This window comes from Acidimicrobiales bacterium (assembly GCA_035316325.1).
Lineage (GTDB): Bacteria > Actinomycetota > Acidimicrobiia > Acidimicrobiales > VFJN01 > DASXTK01.
The window spans coordinates 18,980-38,924 of the sequence record DATHJB010000061.1; the positions used below are offsets into that span (position 1 = coordinate 18,980).

Sequence of the window (19,945 nt, forward strand, 5' to 3'; positions counted from 1 at the left end):
GGTCCACGCCCTGACCAAGGCCCGCAAGCCCTACGTCCGCCTCCTGCCGCTGCGGCGGCTGCGGGCCGAGCTGGTCGGCGCCGCCGTCTACGGCGACCAGCCGCTCACCGACGGGCGGCTGGCTCGGAACCTGGGTGGGATCTGGCTGCAGCCCCGTCATGCCCACGAGCCGGCACCGGACGAGCCGTGGTGGCCCCGGGTGATGCGTCAACGTGGCCGGCGGGTGCTGCGTCGGGACTTCCGGCGTCGGGACGTGCAGCCGCCGGGTTGAGGGCGATCGTCGCGGGGGTGAAGGTGCGGGCGACCGCCACCGTCGTCACCACCACGGCCAGCAGGAGCAGCATCTCGTCACGGCCGGCGGCGGTGGCGAGGCCGGCAGCGGCGCCCAGGGCGATGGCGACCGCGGGCAGGCCGGCCCAGGGCGACGGCCACGCCACCAGGAGGACCGGGACCGCGATCGTGGTCAGGGCGACCAGGGCGACGACCTTCCCGACGCCCGGCGAACCGCCCAGGGCGACGCCGAGCGCCACCGCCGCGGCCGACGACGCCGCCAGCAGGCCGGCGGTGAGGCGGGCGCCCCCACCCCGCAGGATGGGGCGGTCGAGGTGGGCGGGGTCGTCGCCGACCAGGTCGACGATGGTGGCGATGTGCGCCTTGCGGGCCAGGACGGTCTCGTCGCCGCCCTCGCGCAGGCCGGCCGCCTCCAGCAGCCACGCCATCACCACGCCGGTCGTGCCGAAGAGCCAGCCGAGGACGACCGCCGCGGCGACCACCGGGCCGTCGGCGCCCGCCAGCGCCACGCCGAAGCCCACCCGGATGGCGTAGCCCGCGCCGACCAACACCATCACCGCCAACGCTCCTCGTCTTTGCAGGAAAAGTGCCCTATTGGGGCGTTTTTCCTGCAAAGACGTGGGGCCGCCACGACGCATGGGGGCGCGCACGGCCTCGTAGGCCGCCGTCGCCCCGACCACACCGAGCGCCGCCCACAGCATGGTCCCGCGCGCGGAGCCCGGCAGCAGGGCGATCACCGCGAGCGCCACGGCGATCCGGCCCAGCAGCACGCCGATCGACCAGCGTCGGGCCCGGGCGCCGGCCGGCAGGCGGGCACGGGCCTCGGCGGCGACGTGGAGGCGGTCGACCTCGGCGTCAGCCAGGTCGTTGAGCATGTAGCGGGCCTGGTAGAGGACCAGCTCGAAGGTTGCCCACGCCACCAGCACCGTCGCCAGGGACACCCGGTCACCCGGCACGTCGCCCGTGAGCACCAACCCGAACCCGAGCAGTGCCAGCGGCGCCTTCGCCCTCGCCTCGTCGGGTCGCGGCAGAACCAGGTAGGCCGCCAGCGACCGCTCAGCCACCGGCGTCCACCTCGGCAGACCCGACCTCGGCAGACCCGACCTCGGCCGACTCGACCTCGGGCTTGCGGGCGACCACCCGGTAGGCGTTGCCCACCCGGCCGTCGGTCGGCAGGGCGCCCATCACCAGGTCGGCCGTGACGGTGGCGAGCAGCAGCGGGGCTCCGGCGACGGTCATCGCCAGACGCTTCAACCGCAGGCCCAGCGTCGGCAGCGGCAGCCACGGCATGTGCGGGCTGCGGGCGAAGTGCTGGAGCCGGAGGAGGGTCGGGCCCGTCAGGTCGAAGCCCAGGGTGGCCTCGGCCCGCGCCACCTGCACCACCTCGAAGCCCTCCGTCTCGAGGTGCTGCACCAGCTCCTCGCAACGCACGAAGTGCAGGTGCTGGGGCTGCACCCAGTAGTACCAGAAGCGACCCAGGCGCCGGGCCCACGGCGTCGCGGGGTCGGGCACCTCGATCATCAGATGCCCGCCGGGCGCCAGCACCTTGGCCGCCGCCGCCAGCTCCGGCTTCGGATCGAGGGTGTGCTCCAGGTAGTGGTGCATGCTGACGACGTCGTAGGTGCGGGGCAGCTCCTCGGCCAGCTCGATGAACAGGCCGACGTGGGCGACGTCGACGCGGCCGCGGCGCTGTGCCTCCCGCACGGTCTCGCTCATGTCGACGCCCTCGAAGCGGACTTCCGGGAACCGCTGCCGGGCGGCGAGGCAGAAGTGGCCGTGACCGGCGCCGACGTCGAGCCACCGGGCGGGCGTCGCCACCCGGTCGATGGCGTCGAGGCGGTTGCCGTTGTGCCTCATGCCGCCGGCGAAGACCAGCTCCCAGGTCTCCTCGCCGATGCCCTCGTAGAAGTCGGCGTAGTAGTAGTCCAGGCCGGCGGGGGTGAGCTGCGGGTTCTGGAAGACGTGGCCGCAGCCCCGGCACTCGTCGAGGTGGAACCGGCCGGGCTTGTGTTGGAACAGGTCGGGCACGTCGATCCGGCCCGCGATGTCGGTGGCGCCGCACCAGGGGCAGTCGTCGCGGCGGGCGTGGAACAGCCGGTCGGCGGGCGGCGACGCCAGTTGCGGTTCGGCGAGGCGGCGCTCCTTGGCGGCGAGCGTCTCCCGACGACCGGCGACCGCGGTGCCGAGGGCGTCGGCCAGCAGGCGGGGGAAGCGCAGCAGGCTGGCGGGGACAACGTCGGGGGGCCGGAGGGCGGCACCCCCGTCGGGCTCGGGTTCGGTGCCGGGCTCGGTGCCGGGCGTCGGCGGCGTGCCGGTGCCGAACACCAGCGCCGGCTTGGCGCTCCACGCCGCCAGCGCCGCCAGCGCGGCCGTCGGGGCGAGCACGACTCCGGCCGCCAGGGCCGCCAGCTGGGCGACCTGGGCGCCGACGATCACCGGGGACAGCGACACGAACGGCCGCCCGGCGGCGGTCACGCCCTCCAGCTCGCGCCAGCGGTCGAGCGGGCCGTAGGGGCTGGCCTGCAGGTGGGGCGCCACCCGCAGCACCGCCGTCGTCGGGGCGTAGCGCTGCGCCTTCACGGTGCGGCGGACCATGGCGTGGCGGTCGTCGGCCTGCTCCCGGGGGTCGACCCGCATCCGCTCGACCAGCGACGGGTGCAGGGCGAGCGCCTCGTGGGCGCCGCCGGGCGAGTACGTGAGGTCCTCGGTCAGCTGGTCGGGGTTCACCCGGCGGAGCAGCCGCAGCGCCCGCTCGGCCGGCAGGTCGCCCGGCACCAGGTCGACCACCTCGACGCCGTCGAGCTCCATCTCGGCCGCGGCCGCGGTGCGGGTGGCGGCATCGACGTCGACGCCCGTTGCCGACAGGAGGCCGAGCTTGTCGGCGATGTCGTGCGGGGTGCCGGGGTCGTACAGCGCGGCCAGGCGCTCGCGACGGCGGCGCAGCACCACGGCCTCGGCCAGGTGCGCGGCGGCCAGTGCCCACAAGGCACCCCGGAGCACGCGTCGGGTATGGCGGTTCAGCGACATCGGTCCTTCTCCCAGCTGTCAGACGTCGTCGTAGCCCTCTCGGCCTTCCTCACCCCACCAGTTCCCGGGCCAGAGACGGTCGTCGTCGGGGTCGGGGGCGCCGGCTCGGGGCGTTCCCCTCGGCGGTGTCGGCGGCCGCCATTCGAGCTCCGGCGGCCAGCCCTCGTCCGACTGGTCGCGGCGCAGGCTCTCCGGGGGCGGCAGCGACGGCCGGTGGGACGGCGCCTTGCGCAGCTCCGGGCCTTCCGGTGGGCGCTGTCGCAGGCGCTCCAACCGTGCCGACGGTCGCTCCGGCGACTCCCCGTGGTCCCGCGGTTCGTCGTGCCGCGACGCCCGCCCGCCGGCCGGCGGCAACCCCGGCACCAGGGGCGGTATGGCATCCGGCCGCCGGGCCGGCCGCGGTCGCGGCGGCGGAGGCGCCTGCGGCGGGGGCCCCTGGGTCTGCGGCGGAGGCCCCTGGGTCGTCGGGTGCTCACGGGACGGCGGTTCGCTCCGACGTCCTGCGCCCGGCCGGCCCGGACCACCGGCGCCTACGGGGTTCCCGCGGGGCGGCGGGCCGCCTCGGCGGCGGGCCGCGGGCGGGGGTGCGGGGCGGTCCCAGTCGGGGGCTCCCTCGACCGTCGGGTACTGGCGGGACGGCGGGCCGGCCGGCTCCCGGGGTGGGGGGCCGCCGGAGCCCTCGGGAAGGGGGCCGCCGTGGCGGTACTGCGGCTGGCGGCCGCTGTCGGGCTGGTCGTGGCGGGAGGCCCGGCCGCCGGCAGGCGGGAGGCCCGGGACCAGCGGCGGGATCGCCGGACCGCGGGATGTCGGGACCCGCGGCGTCGGACCGGTCGGGACGTTCGGCGGCGGCCCGGGGAGGCCGGGCAGCAGGGGCTGCGACCCCGTCTCGGGCGGCCGCGACGGCGCCGGGGGCGGGCGACGCTCGGGGAGCAGCGGTGCCGGCTCCTGCGTGGGCGCGCCGTACTCGGGGAAGGCCGACGCGGGCGGGCGACGGCGTGGGGGCGGACCCGACGGCGGGCCGGGCTCCCGGACCACCGGCGCGCCGACCGAGGGCATGTTCGGCCGGGGCGGCGACGCCGGCCGGGGCCAGATGGTGGGCGCCGGCTCCTGGTCGGGCATCCGCATCGGCGTCGTCATGGCGATCGGGCGGGCCTGCGATGCCGGCGGCCGCTGCCTCGGGGCGGCCGGCATCCATGCGTCGTCGCCGGTGTCCTGCCCTTGGGCCGCCGGCGACCGCCTCGGCAGGTCCGGGCGGCCCTGCGGCGCCGCGGGCCCGCCGGCAGGATCGTTGCGGGCGGCCGGCATCCGTGCCCCGTCGGGCGGCGTCGGCGGACGCCGGGCCGCGAGCCGCCGCATCGGCGTGTCCGGGAGGTCCTGCTGCGCCGCCGGGCGCCCGATCTGCCCGTCGGGCGCCGGTGTCCAGTCGCGGCCGGGCTCGTCGTGGCGGACCGGGGGCTGACCCAGGCCGGCCAGCTCCGGGTCCAGCGGCGAGTCCGAGACCCGACGATCCCCCGGCAGCCCCTCGTCGCCCGCCGCGGCGGGGGTGAAGGGGCTCTGAGCCGCCGGCGCCGCCGGGGCGCGGCCCGGGACCTGGCGGCGGGGACCGGCCGGGGGCAGGGCGTTGGGGCCGAGCTGGGCAGCGGCGGCGGCCTGGCGCTCGGCCTGACGCTGGGTGGCCGGCATCCGCATCGGCAGCGCCGGCGCCTCCGGCTCGGCGGGGGCCGCCATGAGGGCGGGACGGTGGTGCGTCCACTCGTCCCGCTCGACGGCCCCGACGATGCGGCCGTCGGCCATGTTGAGGATGCGGTCGCCGTAGCGGGTGATCCGGGCGTCGTGGGTGACGACGATCGCCGCCGCGCCCCGCGCCTTCACCTCCGACACGATCAGCTCCATCACCTGCTGACCCAGGTCGGAGTCGAGGGCCGACGTCGGCTCGTCGATCAGCACCAGCTCGGGGGAGTTCATCAGGGCCCGCCCGATGGCCACCCGCTGGCGCTCGCCACCCGACAGCTGCGACGGCAGGTTGCTCATCCGTCCACCGAGACCGAGCTCCTCCAGCAGCCGCTCGGCGCGGCGCTTGGCCTCCCCCCGCTTGCGCTTCGCCAGCTCGGCCACCACCAGCAGGTTCTCGCGGGCGGTCAGGAACGGCACCAGGTTCACGGCCTGGAAGATGAAGCCGACCCGCTCCCGCCGGAAGGAGGTGAGCCGCCGGGCCGACAGCCGGGTGATGTCCTCGCCGGCCACCACGATCCGACCGGAGGTCGGCGACAGCAGGCCCCCGGAGATCGACAGCAGCGTCGTCTTGCCCGACCCCGACGGCCCCAGCAGCGTGACCACCTCGTCGCTGCCGACGTTCAGGTCGACGCTTTCGAGGGCGACCAGTTCGACCCCGCCGACCTCGTAGATCTTCGAGACCCCCGTCATCTCCAGCGCATCGCTCGGCATCAGCTCTCCGTCCTCAACCGATCGCGTCCGCGGGGTCGATGCGCATCACGCGCCGCAGCGACAGGACGCTGCCGATGAGGGCCGCCGTCCGCAACGCCACCGCCGTCTCGATGAACCGCCCCATGCGCATCTCCGTCGGCAGCTCGAGGGGCAGGCGGGTGAGGCCCCACGTGACCAGCGCGGCGGCGTACACGGCCAGGTCGGTGATGAGCAGCACCTGCGTCACCAGGGCGAGGAAGAGCTGCCACGACGACGCCCCCAGCGCCTTCATCACGGCGTAGAGCGGAGCCCGCTCCAGCGTGACGAACGACAGGAAGAGGCCCACCACCACCAGCGCCACCACCAGGGTGACGATGCGGATGTAGCCGAACGTCGACTCCTGCTGCTCGACGCCGGGGATGGCCCGCACCGCGGCCGACCGGGTGAGGGTCTGGGTCTCGCTCCCGGTCGAGTCGTCGATCGCGGTGGCGACGTCGTCCACGTCGGCGTCGGGGTCGACGCTCACCAGCAGCGCCTGCGACGCCGCGGCGGCGACCGGTGTGCTGGCGCCCTCGGCGGCGGGCGCCTGACCGAAGGCGGCGAGCCACGTCGCCTTGTCGACCACCATCCCGCCGTTGAACAGCAGGTTGGTGCCGTGGGTGAAGCCGACCACCTTCAGCGGCAGCCGGAAGGGGCCGAGCACGATCTCACTGCCCTCCTCGATCCCCGCCCGGTCCTGGAGCGTGGCGTCGACGTAGGCCTCGCCGGGACCGGGAGCAGCGGAGTCGATCTTCTCGTCGGACGTCAGGACGGCGAAGCCGACCGGCTCCTCCTCGCCCGACACCGTGCCCGTGAACAGGGCGACGTCGAAGGTGGCGACCTTCTCGACCCCCGCCACCCCCGAGACGGCCGCCCGGGTGGTGGGCTCGACCCGCGAGCGCAGGATCACGCCGTTGGCGTCGCGGGCGAAGACGATCAGGTCGGCCTGGGCGTTGCGCATGGCGGCGGTGCCGTCGCCCACCACGCCGTCGAGGATGGCGCTCGGGTACAGCAGGAGCAGCGCCAGCAGCAGCAGCGCGCCCATGGGCACCAGGAACGCCTTCGGCCGCCGGAACAGCTCCCGCCACGCGATCCTCACGGTCGGCCCCTACCCCAGCCCGCCGAGCGAGGGGCGGCCGACGACGGCGAACGGGTCGGTCCGGAGGAGGCGGCGCAGTGGCGGGATGGCGCCCAGCAGCGACACGGCCAGCGCCGGCACCGCGGTGCTGAGGATCACCATGGGGTCGACCTTCACCGACACCGTCGACCCCAGCAGGGGCGCGGCGATCAGCATCATCAGGGTGCCGATCGCCAGACCGCCGAGCGTCACCACCGCCACCTGGTAGAGCAGGCAGCGGACGAGGTAGTTGCCCCGCGCCCCGACGGCCCGCAGCAGCGTGGTCGACGACTCCTTCTGCAGCGTCATCGTGAGGAAGAAGAACCCGATGACCACCGCCACCACCAGGTAGCCCAGCCCCAGCACCGCCACGAAGGCGAGCTGGATCGAGCTGCGGCCCGGCGTCAGCTCGGCAGCGTCCTCCCGGGTGAGCGCCTCCAGCTCGGGGAAGCTCTCGTTGATCGACCCCACGAGCTGCGCGGCCGACACGCCCGGCTCGGGCTGCAGCGCCAGGATCGACGGCGGCACCAGTGGCACGTCGGGCGCGACGTCGTGGACGAGGTCGAGGTACGTGTCCCACGGCGTCCACAGGGTGGCGCCGACGTTGAGGCGCCCCCCTTCGGTCAGGCCGACCACCTTCAGCTCGTTGTTGCCCGGCTCCACCACGATCGTGTCGCCGACCCCGAAGCCCTTGGCGTCCTCGCCGCTGGCCACGACCTCACCCGGTGCCTCGGCGGACCGGCCGTCGGTGATCCCGACGGGCTCGCCGGCCCGGCCCGGCCGGTGGCCGATCACCGAGGCGTTGACCCGCTCCTCGCTGCCCGGCGCCCGGAAGCTCAGCAGCGTGACCGCCAGCTCGGCGGCGTCGGCCACGCCCTCGGCGCCGGTCACGTTGGCCACCTGGTCCGGCGTGACCAGGCTGCCGGCGAACGAGCGCTGCGCCTGGCGGGCGTACACCAGCACCGGCGCCGACTGGTGCGTGAGCGCGCCGGACATCCCGTCGAGCACGGCCGCCAGCAGCGCCTGCTGGAACAGCAGCACGAAGACGAGGAGACCCGCCCCGAGCGTCAGGAACCCGAAGCGGGTCTTGGACCGTCCCAGCTCGGCCGTGGCGAAGAGCATGCGCGGCGTGTCACACCCCCTGTCCGGAGCCCTGGCCGAAGGCGGCGGCGATCAGCGCCGGCGCGCAGCGGGCCACCGTCACCTGGTGGGGCCGGGAGTAGTCGCCGGTGGCGATGGCGGCGCCGATCTCGTCGAGCATCACCGCAGTGCCGTCGTCGACCTGGATGAGGCCCATGCCGGCCGACCGGAAGATGGCAGCCAGCGCGTCGGACACCATCCCGGCCTCCGACGACCACGGTCCCCAGTCGAGGGCGAAGATGCTGTCGGCGACGTCGCGGTTGGCGGCGGCCATGGCGTCGAGGGCGTCGTTGGCGGCGGCGTAGTCGGCCTGGCCCCGGTTGCCGCACACGCCGGCGGTGCTGCCGAAGAACACGACGAAGGCGGGCCGGCTGCGGTCGCCGGCGGTGACCGCCCGGCGGACGGTGCGCAGCACGGTGCGGGCGCCGTCGACCTTGGTGGCGAACACCCGCTCGAACGCCTCGGGCGTCTTGTCGACGATGAAGTGGTCGTCGAGGATGCCGGCCCCGTGGACCACCCCGTCGAGCCGGCCGTGGCGGGCGTAGATGGAGTCGACGACGGCCTCGAGCGCCGCTGTGTCACGCACGTCGACCTGGTGGTACTCGACGCCCGAGCCGGCCGCGGCCAGGCCGGCGAGCGTCGCCCGCACCTCGCGGGCGGCCAGGATCCGGTCGCACTCGCCCTCGATCGCCTTCGGCTCCCGCCAGCCGGCCCGGATGAGGGCGGCGCGCAGGCTCACGCGCTCGGTGCAGGCGGCGATGTCGGGGTCCTCGACGCCCTCGGGCAGCGGGGACCGGCCGGCCAGCTCCACCCGGCAGCCCGACCGCTGGGCCAGCGCCAAGGCCACCCGGGCGGTGATGCCCCGGGCGCCGCCGGTGAGCAGCACCACGGAGTCGGGGCCGAGGGGCAGCTCGGAGCCGGCGGGGATCTCGGGCCGCACGCCGATGCGCGACGCCCGCCGCACACCGTCGTGCCACGCCACCTCGACGGGGGCGAAGCGTTGGGCGACCTCGTCGGCGAGCACGGTGGCCAGCTCGGCGGCGAGGGCGAGCGGGTCGACGTCGACCAGGCGCACGCGGCGGTCGAACTCGAGCCACGCGGTCTTCACCAGGCCGCGGACGCCGGCGCCCACGGGCAGGGCGTCGGGCGGGTCGGCGGCGGGGCCGTGGCCGGGCCGGAGGGGCGACGGCGGGTCGATGCCGAGGCCCCCGCCGAGCGGGGTGACGACCACGATGTCGCTGGCGGTGTCGAGCAGCAGCGCCCGCACCCGGGCGTACAGCTCGGGGATCTCGATCACCGCCTCGGGCCCGGCGGCATTGCGGGCGACGCCGTCGAGGAGGTCGGTGAGGACGACGATCCCGGCGCTGCCCCGGTAGGCGACGGCGTCGGCCTGGACCTGGGCGTCGGCGCCGCGCCCGCCCAGCTCGTCGGCGATGGCCCGGGCGACGGGGCTGGTGCCGGTGACGAGGACCTCGAGGCCGGCGAGGTCCCGGGTCTGCTCCAACGGCTGGTCGTCGAGCGTGACGACGAACCGGTTGGCGCCCGAGGGGATCTCATCGCTTTCCTCTTCGTCGCTTTCTTCTTCGTCGGCCTCGACAGGTGACCCCGCAGGCGCTTCTCCGCCGAGGAGGTCGACGTGTTCGAAGAGGAAGTCGACGATGCCGCGGAGGGTCTTGCGCGATGCCAGCTCCGCGACCAGGTCCTCGAACGCGTCGAGGTTCCCGTCGTCGGACATCCCGATCTCGTCGGCCAGCTCCGAGAGGATCTCCAAGCGCTTGATCGAGTCGATCGACAGGTCGGCCTCCACGTCGAGGTCCGGACCCAGCATGTCCTCCGGGTAACCCGTCCGCCCCGAGACGATCGTGGTGAGGCGAACCAGCATCTCCTCCGGCGAGGGCAACGGCTTACGTCCCGCCGGAACGGGAGCCGCTGCCGGAGCCGCGGCCTCCTCACCGCCACCCAGGAGATCGGCGTGCTCGAAGAGGAAGTCGACGATGCCGCGCAGGGTCTTGCGCGACGCCAGCTCCGCGACCAGGTCCTCGAACGCGTCGAGGTTCCCGTCGTCGGACATCCCGATCTCGTCGGCCAGCTCCGAGAGGATCTCCAACCGCTTGATCGAGTCGATCGACAGGTCGGCCTCCACGTCGAGGTCCGGCCCCAACATGTCCTCCGGGTAACCCGTCCGCCCCGACACGATCGCCGTGAGCTTCGCCAGCATCTCCTCGGGCGACGGCAACGGCTTACCCTTCTTCTCGGCCTCGCCGGCCACGGCCGTGCGCTCGGCGTCTGCGAGCGCCGCGGGCGCGGGGGTCAGGGCCGGGGCCGGGGCCACCGGGGGCACGGCGGGGATCGCTGGTACGGCGACAACGGACGCTGCCTGCGTCGGGGCGATCCCGAGGTGGTTCATCACCAGCTGGTGGCCGGCACCGATGATCTGCTGCGCGGCCTTGAAGTACTCGACGAGCACCTGGTCCGACGCCGGGGCATGGCCGTTGCCGTCACCGTTGGCGGGCGCGGCCAGCACGATCTCCGGCACCGACGTCGCCGGCTTCAGGCCGCCCGGCACGGTCTCGCCGTCGGCCTGCCGCACGAGGTGGCCACTCACGGTCCATCCTGCCGGCCGGCCGGGCTTCGACCAGAGCGCCGGCTCGACGCTCCGGCCCTCGAACAGCTCGGCCACGTCGACCACCACCCCCGCGACCGCCAGGCGGGCGAGGGCGTGCAGCAGCGCCGTGACACCGCTGTCACCGGGACGGTCGGTGGCGACGGCGACGTGCGGGCGGTCGGCCAGGATCTTGTCGACGCAGCCGGTGAGCGTGCGGCCGGGCCCGACCTCCACGAACACCCGGGCGCCGGCGGCGTACATCGCCCGCACCTCCTCGGTGAACCGCACGCCGTTGGCCACCTGCGACGACAGCAGGTCGCGCAGCTTGGCCACGTCGGACGGGTACAGGTCGGCGCTGAGGTTGCTGTAGACCGGCAGCTCGGGGGCCGACAGGGGCGCCTCCTCCAGGCGCCGGGCCAGCGTCTCGGCGGCCGCGGCCACCACCGGGCTGTGGAAGGCGCAGGCGACCGGCAGGCGCCGGCACGTGATGCGGGCCTCCTTCAGACGGCGCAGGCTCTCCTCCACCGCCGAGGTCGGGCCGGCGATCACGAGCTGCTCGGGGTGGTTGTCGTTGGCCACGACCACGTCGACGCCCGCGAGCACCTCGTCGAGCCGGGCCCGCGACGCCGACACCGCGACCATGCCCCCGGCGTCACCGTCGGGCACGGCGGCGAGCATGGCCTCGCCCCGGGCCTCGCTCAGCTCCAGCAGGGTGCGCTCGTCGAAGGCACCGGAGAGGCACAGCGCCACCAGCTCGCCGTAGCTGTGGCCGGCGAGCATGTCCGGCTCGACGCCGAAGCGGGCCAGCACCCGGGCCGCCGTGAGGCCGGCGACGCCGAGGGTCGGCTGGGCCACGCGGGTGTCGGTGACGGCCTGCTGCTGGGCGTCGCGGGCGTCGGCCCCGAAGGCCGCGGGCGGCAGCATCGTGGCCGCCCAGCGCTCGCCCAGCTGCAGCAGCGGGCGGGTCTCGGCAAAGCCGACCAGCAGGTCGCCGGCCATGCCGGGACGCTGGCTGCCCTGCCCGGGGAACAGGAAGGCGACGCGGGGCGTCTCCCGGTCGTCGGCGCCGACGAGCGCGGGGTCGGGCAGGTAGACGCCAGGCGCGGTGGTGCCGGCGCGGGCCCGCTCGACCTTGGCCCGCAGGTCGTCGGCGTCGGAGGCGACGATGGCGACCTTCACGGCTCCCCGGCCGCTGCCCGACACCGCCGCGGCGATGTCGCGGAAGCGCCAGGCGTGGCGCACCGCACCGGGCTCGTCCAGGCGGGCGGCCAGGTCGGCCAGCGCCTTGTCGACCACCGGCTGCTCGCCCCGGAAGACGAACAGCTCGGCCGGCCAGGAGTCGACGGCCCGCGCGGGCACGTCGTCGTCGGGGTGCGACTCGATCACCACGTGGAAGTTGGTGCCGCCGAAGCCGAAGGCGCTGACGCCGGCGATCCGGCGCTCGTCGGTCCACGGGCGGGACTCGTCGAGGAACACGAACGGGCTCGTCGCCTGGTCCCAGGCCTGGTTGGGCTGCTCGACGTTGAGGGTCGGCGGGAGGACGCCGTGGTACACGGCCTTTGCCGCCTTGATGAGGCCGGCCAGCCCGGCGGCGCACTTGGTGTGCCCCACGTTCGACTTCACCGACCCCACCACGCACGACGCCGTGGCCATGCCGGCCTGGGTGAAGACCTGGGTGAGGGTCGACAGCTCGGTGCGGTCGCCCACCACCGTGCCGGTGCCGTGGGCCTCCACCAGGCCGACGTCCTGCGGATCGATCTGCGCCTGGGCGTAGGCCCGACGCAGGGCGCGCTCCTGGCCCTCCTGGCGTGGCGCGGTGAGGCCCAGGTGGCGGCCGTCCGACGAGGCGCCGACCGACCTGATCACCGCGTACACCCGGTCGCCGTCGCGCTCGGCGTCGGCGAGGCGCTTGAGCACCACGCAGGCCACGCCCTCGCCCAGGGCGATGCCGTCGGCCGACGAGTCGAACGTGCGGCACTGGCCGGTGGTCGACAGGGCGTGGACGCTGGTGAACAGCAGGAAGTCCTGGATGCCGTTGTGCAGGTCGGCGCCGCCGCACAGCACGACGTTGGCCGACCCGGCCGCCAGCTCGGAGCAGGCGACGTCGACCGCGGCCAGCGACGAGGCGCAGGCGGCGTCGACGGTGAGGTTGCGGCCACCCAGGTCGAGGCGGTTGGCGATGCGGCCGGCGATCACGTTGGGGAGCAGCCCGGCGAAGGAGTCCTCGGTGACGTGCGGCAGCCACTCGTCGAGCTCGGGCGGGATCTCGCCCATGTACGACGGGTACATGGCCCGGAACCCGGACGCGGCCGACTGGTCGGTGCTGCCCTCGGCGCCGAAGACCACCGAGGTGTTCTCGCGGTCGAACGGGCGGTCGTCGTAGCCGGCGTCGGTGAGGGCGTCGGCGGCGATCTTGAGGCTCAGCAGCTGGACCGGCTCGATGGCGGCCAGCGACGCGGGCGGGATGCCGTAGGCGAGGGCGTCGAAGGCGATCTCCCGCAGGAAGCCGCCCCACTTGGAGGCGCTGCCGTCACGCTGGCTGGCGGTCTGGTGGTCCCACTCGGGGTCGAAGTAGGTGTCGACGTCCCAGCGCTCGGGCGGCACCTCGGTGATCGAGTTGACGCCCTCCACGATGTTGCGCCAGAACTCCTCCACGTCGTCGGCGCCGGGCATGACCGCGGCCATGCCGACGATGGCGACGTCGACGGGCTGGGGTACGGGACGCGGGTGCGCCAGGCCGGCGACGTCGAGCTGCTCGGCGACCGCGGCGAGGTGCGCGGTGGCGCCCGTCGTCACCGCCTCGTGCAGGTCGTGCACCGTCGTCCGCTCGCTGCGCAGCGTCGCGACGTCCCCGATCATGAACATCCCCTCGTCGCGCTGCTCGTCGCGGTCGACCGCGACGATCACGTCACCGTCGCGCTTCAGGCCCTTGGAGGCAACGCGCAACCGGCCGAGGTTGAGGCCCTCCAGCTCGGCCCACACCACCTGGTGGTCGGCCCCCTCGTCGACGAGGCGGCGGCGGGTCTGCTCGAAGGTGTCGACGAACGGGGACTCGGCGCAGCGGGTGACGTGCCCGGGGCCGGACTCGAGCAGCGCGGTGCGCTCGCAGGCCAGCGCCTGGGCCTGGAACTCCTCGCCGATGGCGCCGCCGGCGACGGCCTCCTCGGTGAAGAGGTAGGCGGTGCCCATCAGCACGCCCACCCGTGCCCCGGCCGCGGCCAGGGGCCCGGTGAGAGCGGCGATCATGGCGGCGGAGCGCTCGTCGTGGATGCCGCCGGCGAACAGCAGGTCGAGGTCGTCCATGCGACCCTTGCCGGTCTGGGCCGCCCACTCGGTGAGCACCTCGATCTGCGACTCCCAGAGGGCGTAGCTCGACCGGGGGCCGGTGTGGCCGCCGCACTCGAAGCCCTCGAACACGAAGCGGCGGGCGCCGTCCTTGAGGAAGCGCTCCAGGAGGCCGGGCGCGGGCACGTGCAGGAACGTGCGGATGCCGACCTCTTCGAGGGTGACCGCCTGCGAGGGGCGGCCGCCGGCGATGAGCGCCAGCGGGGGCCGCACGTCGCGGATCACCGAGAGCTGCTCGTCGCGCAGCTCCTTGGGGACGAAGCCGAGCACTCCGACGCCCCAGGGACGCTCGCCCAGCAGCTCCTTCGTCTCCTCCAGGAGGGGGCGGACCTCGGACTCGCCCCGCAGCAGGGCGAGGGCGAGGAACGGCATGCCGCCGCCCTCGGCCACCTTGCCGGCGAACGCGGCGCGGTCCGACACCCGGGTCATCGGGCCCTGGACCACCGGGTAGGTGGTGCCCAGCTCGGGGGCGACGCCGTTGCCCGGCTTGAGGGGCTCTTCGGTGCGGGCCGCTCGGATGTGGTCCTCGATCTCCTGGCGCAGCCCGGTGACCATGCGGCCGACGGTGCCGTAGCGCTGGGCGAAGCGGGCCGCGAAGGCGGCGTCCTGCCCGGCGGGGACGGCCTGCTCGGTGAGGCTGGTCGCGCCGAGGCGGCCGGCGAGGTCGCCGGCGGTGGTGCGGGCGTCGAGGTCGGCGACCCAGAGGTCGGGCCGGCTGTAGAGGCGGTGGTCGCCGACGACCCGGGTCTCGCTGCCGTCCATGGCGGCGACGGCCTGGCGGACGGCCCGGGGCAGGTGGCTCTCCCGGAGCAGCGCGACCTGGGCGTCGAGCACCACGCCGGTGGCGCCGCCGACGATGGCGGCCGCGGCGGTGTGGCGTCCGATGCCGCCCTGGACCCACAGCGGCCGGTCGTCGTCACCGGTGTCGGCGAGGAGCTCCCGGACCTGCTGGCCCAGCACGAAGGCGCCGGTGGTGCCGACCCGGCCACCGCTCTCGGCGCCGCGCGCGACGAGGCCGTCGGCCCCGGCGGCGAGCGCGGCGCGGGCCTCGTCGGCCGAGCGGACCTCGACCACGATCCTCGCCAGCGTGGCGTGGCGCCAGTCGCCGACCAGCGTGTGGTCGGCGAGGACCACGGTGTCGACGGCGGCGGGCAGGTCGTCCGACCCGAGTCGGCAGTGCTCGCCGACCCGCACGCCGAAGGGCGCGTCGGTGCGACGGGTGACGGTGGCGAGCGCCTGGAGTGCCCGGTCGGTGTCGACTCCGAGGTCGAGGATTCCGAAGGCTCCGGCCCGCGACGCGGCGACGACGACCTTGGCCGTCGGTTCCTCGAACGGGGTTTCGACCCAGATCAGATCTCGCTCACGGGCGCGCTGAACTTCGTTCGGCACGAGTTCCCCCCTGTTTCCCAACTCCCCAGCAGATTCGTGACCCATTATGAGACACTCCGTGCGGAACCGCCAGAAGTATTGACTTACTGGCTCCTTGCACGCTCGTTTGCTGACCTTCGCGGGCCGCGCCCGCTGAGGCCCGCCGCCCCCTAGCGTCGGTGGCATGGACCGCGATGCTGCACTCGACTTCATCCGCCGGAACCACCGTGGCGTGCTCGCCACGACAAGGGCCGACGGGACTCCCCAGATGTCGCCGGTCACCGCCGGTGTGGACGACGAGGGCCGGGTGGAGATCTCCTCACGGGAGACCGCCTACAAGGTACGCCACCTGCGGGCCCTCCCGTACGCCACGTACTGCGCCTTCACCGACGGGTTCTTCGGCGAGTGGGTGCAGGTGGAGGGCCCGGCCGAGGTCCTGTCGCTCCCCGACGCCATGGAGCCCCTGGTGGAGTACTACCGCCGCATCTCCGGCGAGCACCCCGACTGGGCCGACTACCGCGCGGTGATGGAGAGCGACCACCGCGTCATCGTCCGCATCACGGTCGAGCGCGCCGGCCCCACGCTCTCCGGCTGATCCCGGTTCCTTGACAAGGTCGTGACGAACCGTTGGGGAGCGCAGATCGCGGGGTAGACCCCGGCCCGTGACTGCGGACGACGGGTTCCGGCACCAGGCACTGCTGTACAGGGACGACCGCGAGCTGGCCGTGTCGGCCGGCGCGTTCCTGCGTGAGGGGCTGGCCGCCGACGGGCCCGCGCTCGTGGTCACGGAGGCCCGCACGATCGCCGTGCTGCGGGCGGCCCTGGGCGACGACGCTGGCGCCGTGCAGTTCGCCGACATGGCGTCCGTCGGCCCCAACCCGGCCCGGATCATCCCGCTGTGGCGGCGCTTCCTCGACGACCACGGCGGTGTGGGATGGGGCGTGAGTGCGCCGGTGTGGCCGGGTCGCAGCCCCGCCGAGCTGGTGGAGTGCCACGTCCACGAGGCGCTGCTCGACGTCGCCTTCGCCGACGCCCCGGGCTTCCGGCTGCTGTGCCCCTACGACGCCGGCCGCCTGGAGCCGGCGGTGGTCGCCCAGGCGCGGGCGGCCCACGAGCGCGCGGATGTCGGGCAGCTGCTGGCCGAGCCGCTCGACCCGCCGCCCGGGGCGCCGCTGCGGCTCACGTTCCGGCGCCTGTGGCCGGTGCGGCACTTCGTGGGTGGCGAGGCCGTGGCCGCCGGGCTCGACGGCCCCACGGTCGCCGACGTGGTGCTGGCGGTCGACGAGGTGGCCGCCAACAGCCTGCGCCACGGCGGCGGCGAGGGCACCGTCGCCGTGTGGACGGAGCCGGGCGCCCTGGTGTGCGAGGTGACCGACCGCGGCCGGCTGGCCGACCCCCTGGTGGGCCGCCGGGCCCCGGTCGACGGCCAGATCGACGGCCGCGGCCTGTGGATGGCCAACCAGCTGTGCCGCCTCCTCCAGCTGCGGTCGAACGCCGGAGGGACGACCGTCCGCCTCCACTTCTCGAGGTAGAGGTCGGGCCCGTCGGGCGACCCCTCAGGCCTTCGCGAACGCCGCCGGGACCCGGTCGTCGGCGAGGCGGGTCTGGCGGCTGACGGCGAGCACCGTGCCGTCCGGGCCCCACAGCTCGCCGTTCTCCACCGCCATGCCGTCGACGGCCCGCGGCGAGCGGCAGTCGAGGTACACGTGGCTCCCCGGCGGCACCCGCAGCGACGGGTCGGCCAGCGGCAGGTGGACGGTGTAGTCGAGCGTGGCGGCGCGGGTCGGGCCGGGGGTCATCGAGAACGACGCCGGCGGCAGGATGTCGCAGGCCGCGATCAGCCAGGCGTTGTCGACCGGCTCGTCGTCGAGCGGCCGCAGCCACGCCGCCAGCCACGCGGGGCCACCACCCGAGTACGGCACGACGTCGGGGTCCATCACCACCTCGACCTGCTCGAAGTGCTTCACGGGCTCGGCCAGGAAGCGGGGTGCGCCGCCGGGTGGCCGGGCGGGTCGGGGCCGGGGACGGTGGTCGTCGTAGATCAGGCTGTGGGCCGAGCCGCCGGCGCTGGTGGTGCGGATCAGCACCGAGGTGCGGTGGCCCTGGTGGACCCGGGCCGACGCGAACACCAGGCTCTGACCCCGGCGCTCGATCGTGACCCCGATCTCGACGGGGCCGGGCCGCAGGGCCCGCAGGAACTGGGCCGACAGGGTGCGGACGGGGCGGCCGGGGTCGCCGACCGCCTCGTCGATGGCCCGGGAGGCGAGCGCCGCCACGTAGCCGCCGTGCACCCCCACCAGCGACGACCAGCGGGTGGCGAGGTCGGCCCGCCAGCGGGAGTCGCTGAGCCGGGTGACGGCGGTGTCGTGGCGGAAGTGGGGGGTCATGCCGTCACCTCCACGGCGACGGGAAGGTCGGCGGCGGCCCCGGCCGGTGGCGACGCGGCCGCGGGGGCCGGACGCCGCAGCGCCAGCGCCGAGAGCGACACGGCCACGCCGCCGGCGATCACGAACCACCACACCCGCTGGAACCGGTCGATCGCCTCGCCCGGCCCGGGAGTGCCCAGCAGAGCGACGAACACCGCCACACCGATCGTCGCCCCCATCTGGCGGATCGACTGGCTGATCCCCGAGCCGGTGGCGGACCGGTCGGGCGGCAGCTGCTGCACGGCCACGCTGGAGAGCTGCGGCAGGCACAGGGCGACGCCGAGCCCGGTCAGCAGGTTGGCGGGCAGGAAGGTGCCGAGGTAGTCGGGCCGGACCTCCGCGTGGGTGAGCATCCACAGCGCCCCGGCGCCGTAGACGAGGCCGCCGGGCACCAGCAGCAGGCGCTGGCCCCGGCGGGCGGCGATGCGGCCGGCGAGCGGCGCCAGCACCGCCACCGACAGCGGCCCGGGGGCGATGGCGAAGCCGGCCTTCAGCACCGACCAGTCCCACACGCCGGTGAGGAACTGCACGTTGCCGAAGAACGCCATCGTGAAGACGGCGGCGAAGGTGAACATGCCGAGGTTCCCCCAGCGCACACCGTTGATGCGGAAGAGCTCCAGCGGGAACAGCGGGTTGGCCACCCGGCTCGACCGCCACAGGAACACGGCGACGGCCAGGGCGCCGCCGGCCATGGCACCGAGGCTCCCGGCGCTCGTCCAGCCCCACTCGTCGGTCTGCACCACTCCGAAGGCGACCGCCGCGAGCCCGCCGGCCAGCAACGCCACCGACAGCGGGTCGGGGAGGCGCCCCGTCGTCGCCTCCTTCGACTCCGGCAGCAGGCGGGGCCCGGCGACGAGGACACCGACGACGAACGGGATGTTGAGGAAGAACACGGACCGCCAGCCCCAGGCCTCGACCAGCGCCGCGCCGGCCGTGGGGCCGACCGCCCCGGCCACGGCGCCGACCGCGCCCCAGACGGCGACGGCGACCGGCACCCGCTCCCGCGGGTAGGCGACCAGCACCAGGCCCAGCGACGACGGGATCAGGCCGGCGGCGCCGACCGCCTGCAGCACCCGGGCGACGATCAGCAGCTCGACGGACGGCGCCAGGCCGCACAGCGTGGAGCCGACGCAGAACAGGGCGGTGGCGACGAGGAAGACCCGCTTGCGGCCCACCCGGTCGGCCAGCCGCCCGGCGGGGATGAGCAGGGCGGCGACCGTGAGCGTGTAGCTGTTGAGCACCCACGAGAGCTGCGACGGGCTCACGTCGGCGAAGTCGGCCCGGAGGTCCGGGTAGGCGACGAACAGCGCCGTCGTGTCGAGGAAGACCAGGAACACGGCCATCGCCGCCGTCGCCAGGACGACCCCGGGTTTCGGTGTGGGCATGGGTGCAGTATCGACTGATACAGAATCCGTATCAATAGATACTTTTTGTGAACTTGGCTACAGTGTCGGGCGTGGCCGGGAGCTACGACCAGTACTGCCCCATCGCCCGCAGCCTCGACGTCCTCGGCGACCGCTGGACGCTGCTGGTCCTGCGCGAGCTGTCGCTCGGGCCGCAGCGCTTCACCGACCTGCGGGCGCAGCTGCCCGGCATCCCGCCCAACGTGCTGTCGCAGCGGCTCAAGCGCCTCACCGAGCACGGCCTGGTGGTGCTCGAGACCATCCCGCCGCCCGCGGCCCGCAACGTCTACACGCTCACCACCCGGGGCAAGGACGTGATCCCGGTGCTCCGGGCCCTGGTGCGCTTCGGCACCCCGGAGCTGGAGCCGGCCACGCCCGACGTGCCGATCCTGCCCCGTTCGGTGGCCCCGACCGTGTTCCTGGCCTGGTTCGACGAGCTCGCGGCCCGGGGGCTCGACGTCGACGAGCACTACGACCTGGTGGTCGACGGCGGACGTCCGGTCCACCTCTCGTCGCTCCCGCCCGGCCGCCGACGCCGGGTCGACTCCCCCGCCGCCGTCACCGTCGAGGGCCCGGCCTGGGCCTTCGCCCGCCTCCGCCAGGGCGACACCCTCGACACCCTGGCCGCCGACGACACCCTCTCGGTGCAGGGCACGAAGGCCGCCCGTTCCCGCTTCCGCCGGATCTTCGCCCTCGCCTGACGCTGGTCGAGCAGGACCGGCGCTGGGACCCGCAGGCCGGGCTCGACCTCCTGGCACCC

The 19,945-nt window shown here is 74.8% G+C and carries 11 protein-coding genes; 3 read left to right on the forward strand and 8 right to left on the reverse strand.

Going from position 1 to position 19,945, the window contains the following annotated elements:
- Positions 1–104: 104 nt before the first annotated feature.
- Genes VK611_08565 through VK611_08590 form a run of 6 tightly spaced genes read right to left on the reverse strand, consistent with a single transcriptional unit; the run spans position 105 to position 15,377 of the window.
- Entirely contained in the window at positions 105–1,355 is a 1,251-nt protein-coding gene (locus VK611_08565) for a hypothetical protein (protein HMG41369.1), read from the reverse strand.
- Positions 1,348–3,291: a class I SAM-dependent methyltransferase gene (locus tag VK611_08570; protein ID HMG41370.1), complete on the reverse strand. Its 1,944-nt coding sequence runs from the start codon at positions 3,289–3,291 to the stop codon at positions 1,348–1,350. Before VK611_08570 ends, VK611_08565 begins: the two co-directional genes overlap by 8 nt.
- Positions 3,292–3,336: 45 nt before the next feature.
- Entirely contained in the window at positions 3,337–5,763 is a 2,427-nt protein-coding gene (locus VK611_08575) for an ATP-binding cassette domain-containing protein (GenBank protein ID HMG41371.1), read from the reverse strand.
- Positions 5,764–5,776: 13 nt separating this feature from the next.
- Entirely contained in the window at positions 5,777–6,880 is a 1,104-nt protein-coding gene (locus VK611_08580) for an ABC transporter permease (GenBank protein ID HMG41372.1), read from the reverse strand.
- A gap of 9 nt (positions 6,881–6,889) precedes the next feature.
- Positions 6,890–8,020, reverse strand: coding sequence for an ABC transporter permease (locus VK611_08585; protein ID HMG41373.1), 1,131 nt, complete (start codon positions 8,018–8,020; stop codon positions 6,890–6,892).
- 10 nt (positions 8,021–8,030) lie between these two features.
- Positions 8,031–15,377, reverse strand: a complete 7,347-nt coding sequence (locus VK611_08590) for an SDR family NAD(P)-dependent oxidoreductase (protein HMG41374.1) — start codon at positions 15,375–15,377, stop codon at positions 8,031–8,033.
- 163 nt (positions 15,378–15,540) lie between these two features.
- Between VK611_08590 and VK611_08595 the strand changes: the two genes are divergently transcribed.
- Entirely contained in the window at positions 15,541–15,951 is a 411-nt protein-coding gene (locus tag VK611_08595; protein ID HMG41375.1) for a PPOX class F420-dependent oxidoreductase, read from the forward strand.
- A gap of 67 nt (positions 15,952–16,018) precedes the next feature.
- Complete coding sequence (locus tag VK611_08600) at positions 16,019–16,888, forward strand: sensor histidine kinase (GenBank protein ID HMG41376.1); 870 nt, start codon at positions 16,019–16,021, stop codon at positions 16,886–16,888.
- A gap of 24 nt (positions 16,889–16,912) precedes the next feature.
- Here VK611_08600 and VK611_08605 read toward each other — a convergent pair whose 3' ends face one another.
- Positions 16,913–17,743, reverse strand: a complete 831-nt coding sequence (locus tag VK611_08605; protein ID HMG41377.1) for a thioesterase family protein — start codon at positions 17,741–17,743, stop codon at positions 16,913–16,915.
- Positions 17,740–19,167, reverse strand: a complete 1,428-nt coding sequence (locus VK611_08610) for a DHA2 family efflux MFS transporter permease subunit (protein HMG41378.1) — start codon at positions 19,165–19,167, stop codon at positions 17,740–17,742. Before VK611_08610 ends, VK611_08605 begins: the two co-directional genes overlap by 4 nt.
- Positions 19,168–19,238: 71 nt before the next feature.
- Here VK611_08610 and VK611_08615 point away from each other — a divergent pair, with 71 nt between their 5' ends.
- Complete coding sequence (locus VK611_08615; protein HMG41379.1) at positions 19,239–19,886, forward strand: helix-turn-helix domain-containing protein; 648 nt, start codon at positions 19,239–19,241, stop codon at positions 19,884–19,886.
- The last annotated feature ends 59 nt before the right edge of the window (positions 19,887–19,945 follow it).

Bases quoted from the DNA above. Each gene is read 5' to 3' on its own strand.
- VK611_08575 (HMG41371.1), bottom strand. From the start codon at position 5,763: ATGCCGAGCGATGCGCTGGAGATGACGGGGGTCTCGAAGATCTACGAG.
- VK611_08585 (HMG41373.1), bottom strand. From the start codon at position 8,020: ATGCTCTTCGCCACGGCCGAGCTGGGACGGTCCAAGACCCGCTTCGGG.
- VK611_08595 (HMG41375.1), top strand. From the start codon at position 15,541: ATGGACCGCGATGCTGCACTCGACTTCATCCGCCGGAACCACCGTGGC.
- VK611_08605 (HMG41377.1), bottom strand. From the start codon at position 17,743: ATGACCCCCCACTTCCGCCACGACACCGCCGTCACCCGGCTCAGCGAC.
- VK611_08610 (HMG41378.1), bottom strand. From the start codon at position 19,167: ATGCCCACACCGAAACCCGGGGTCGTCCTGGCGACGGCGGCGATGGCC.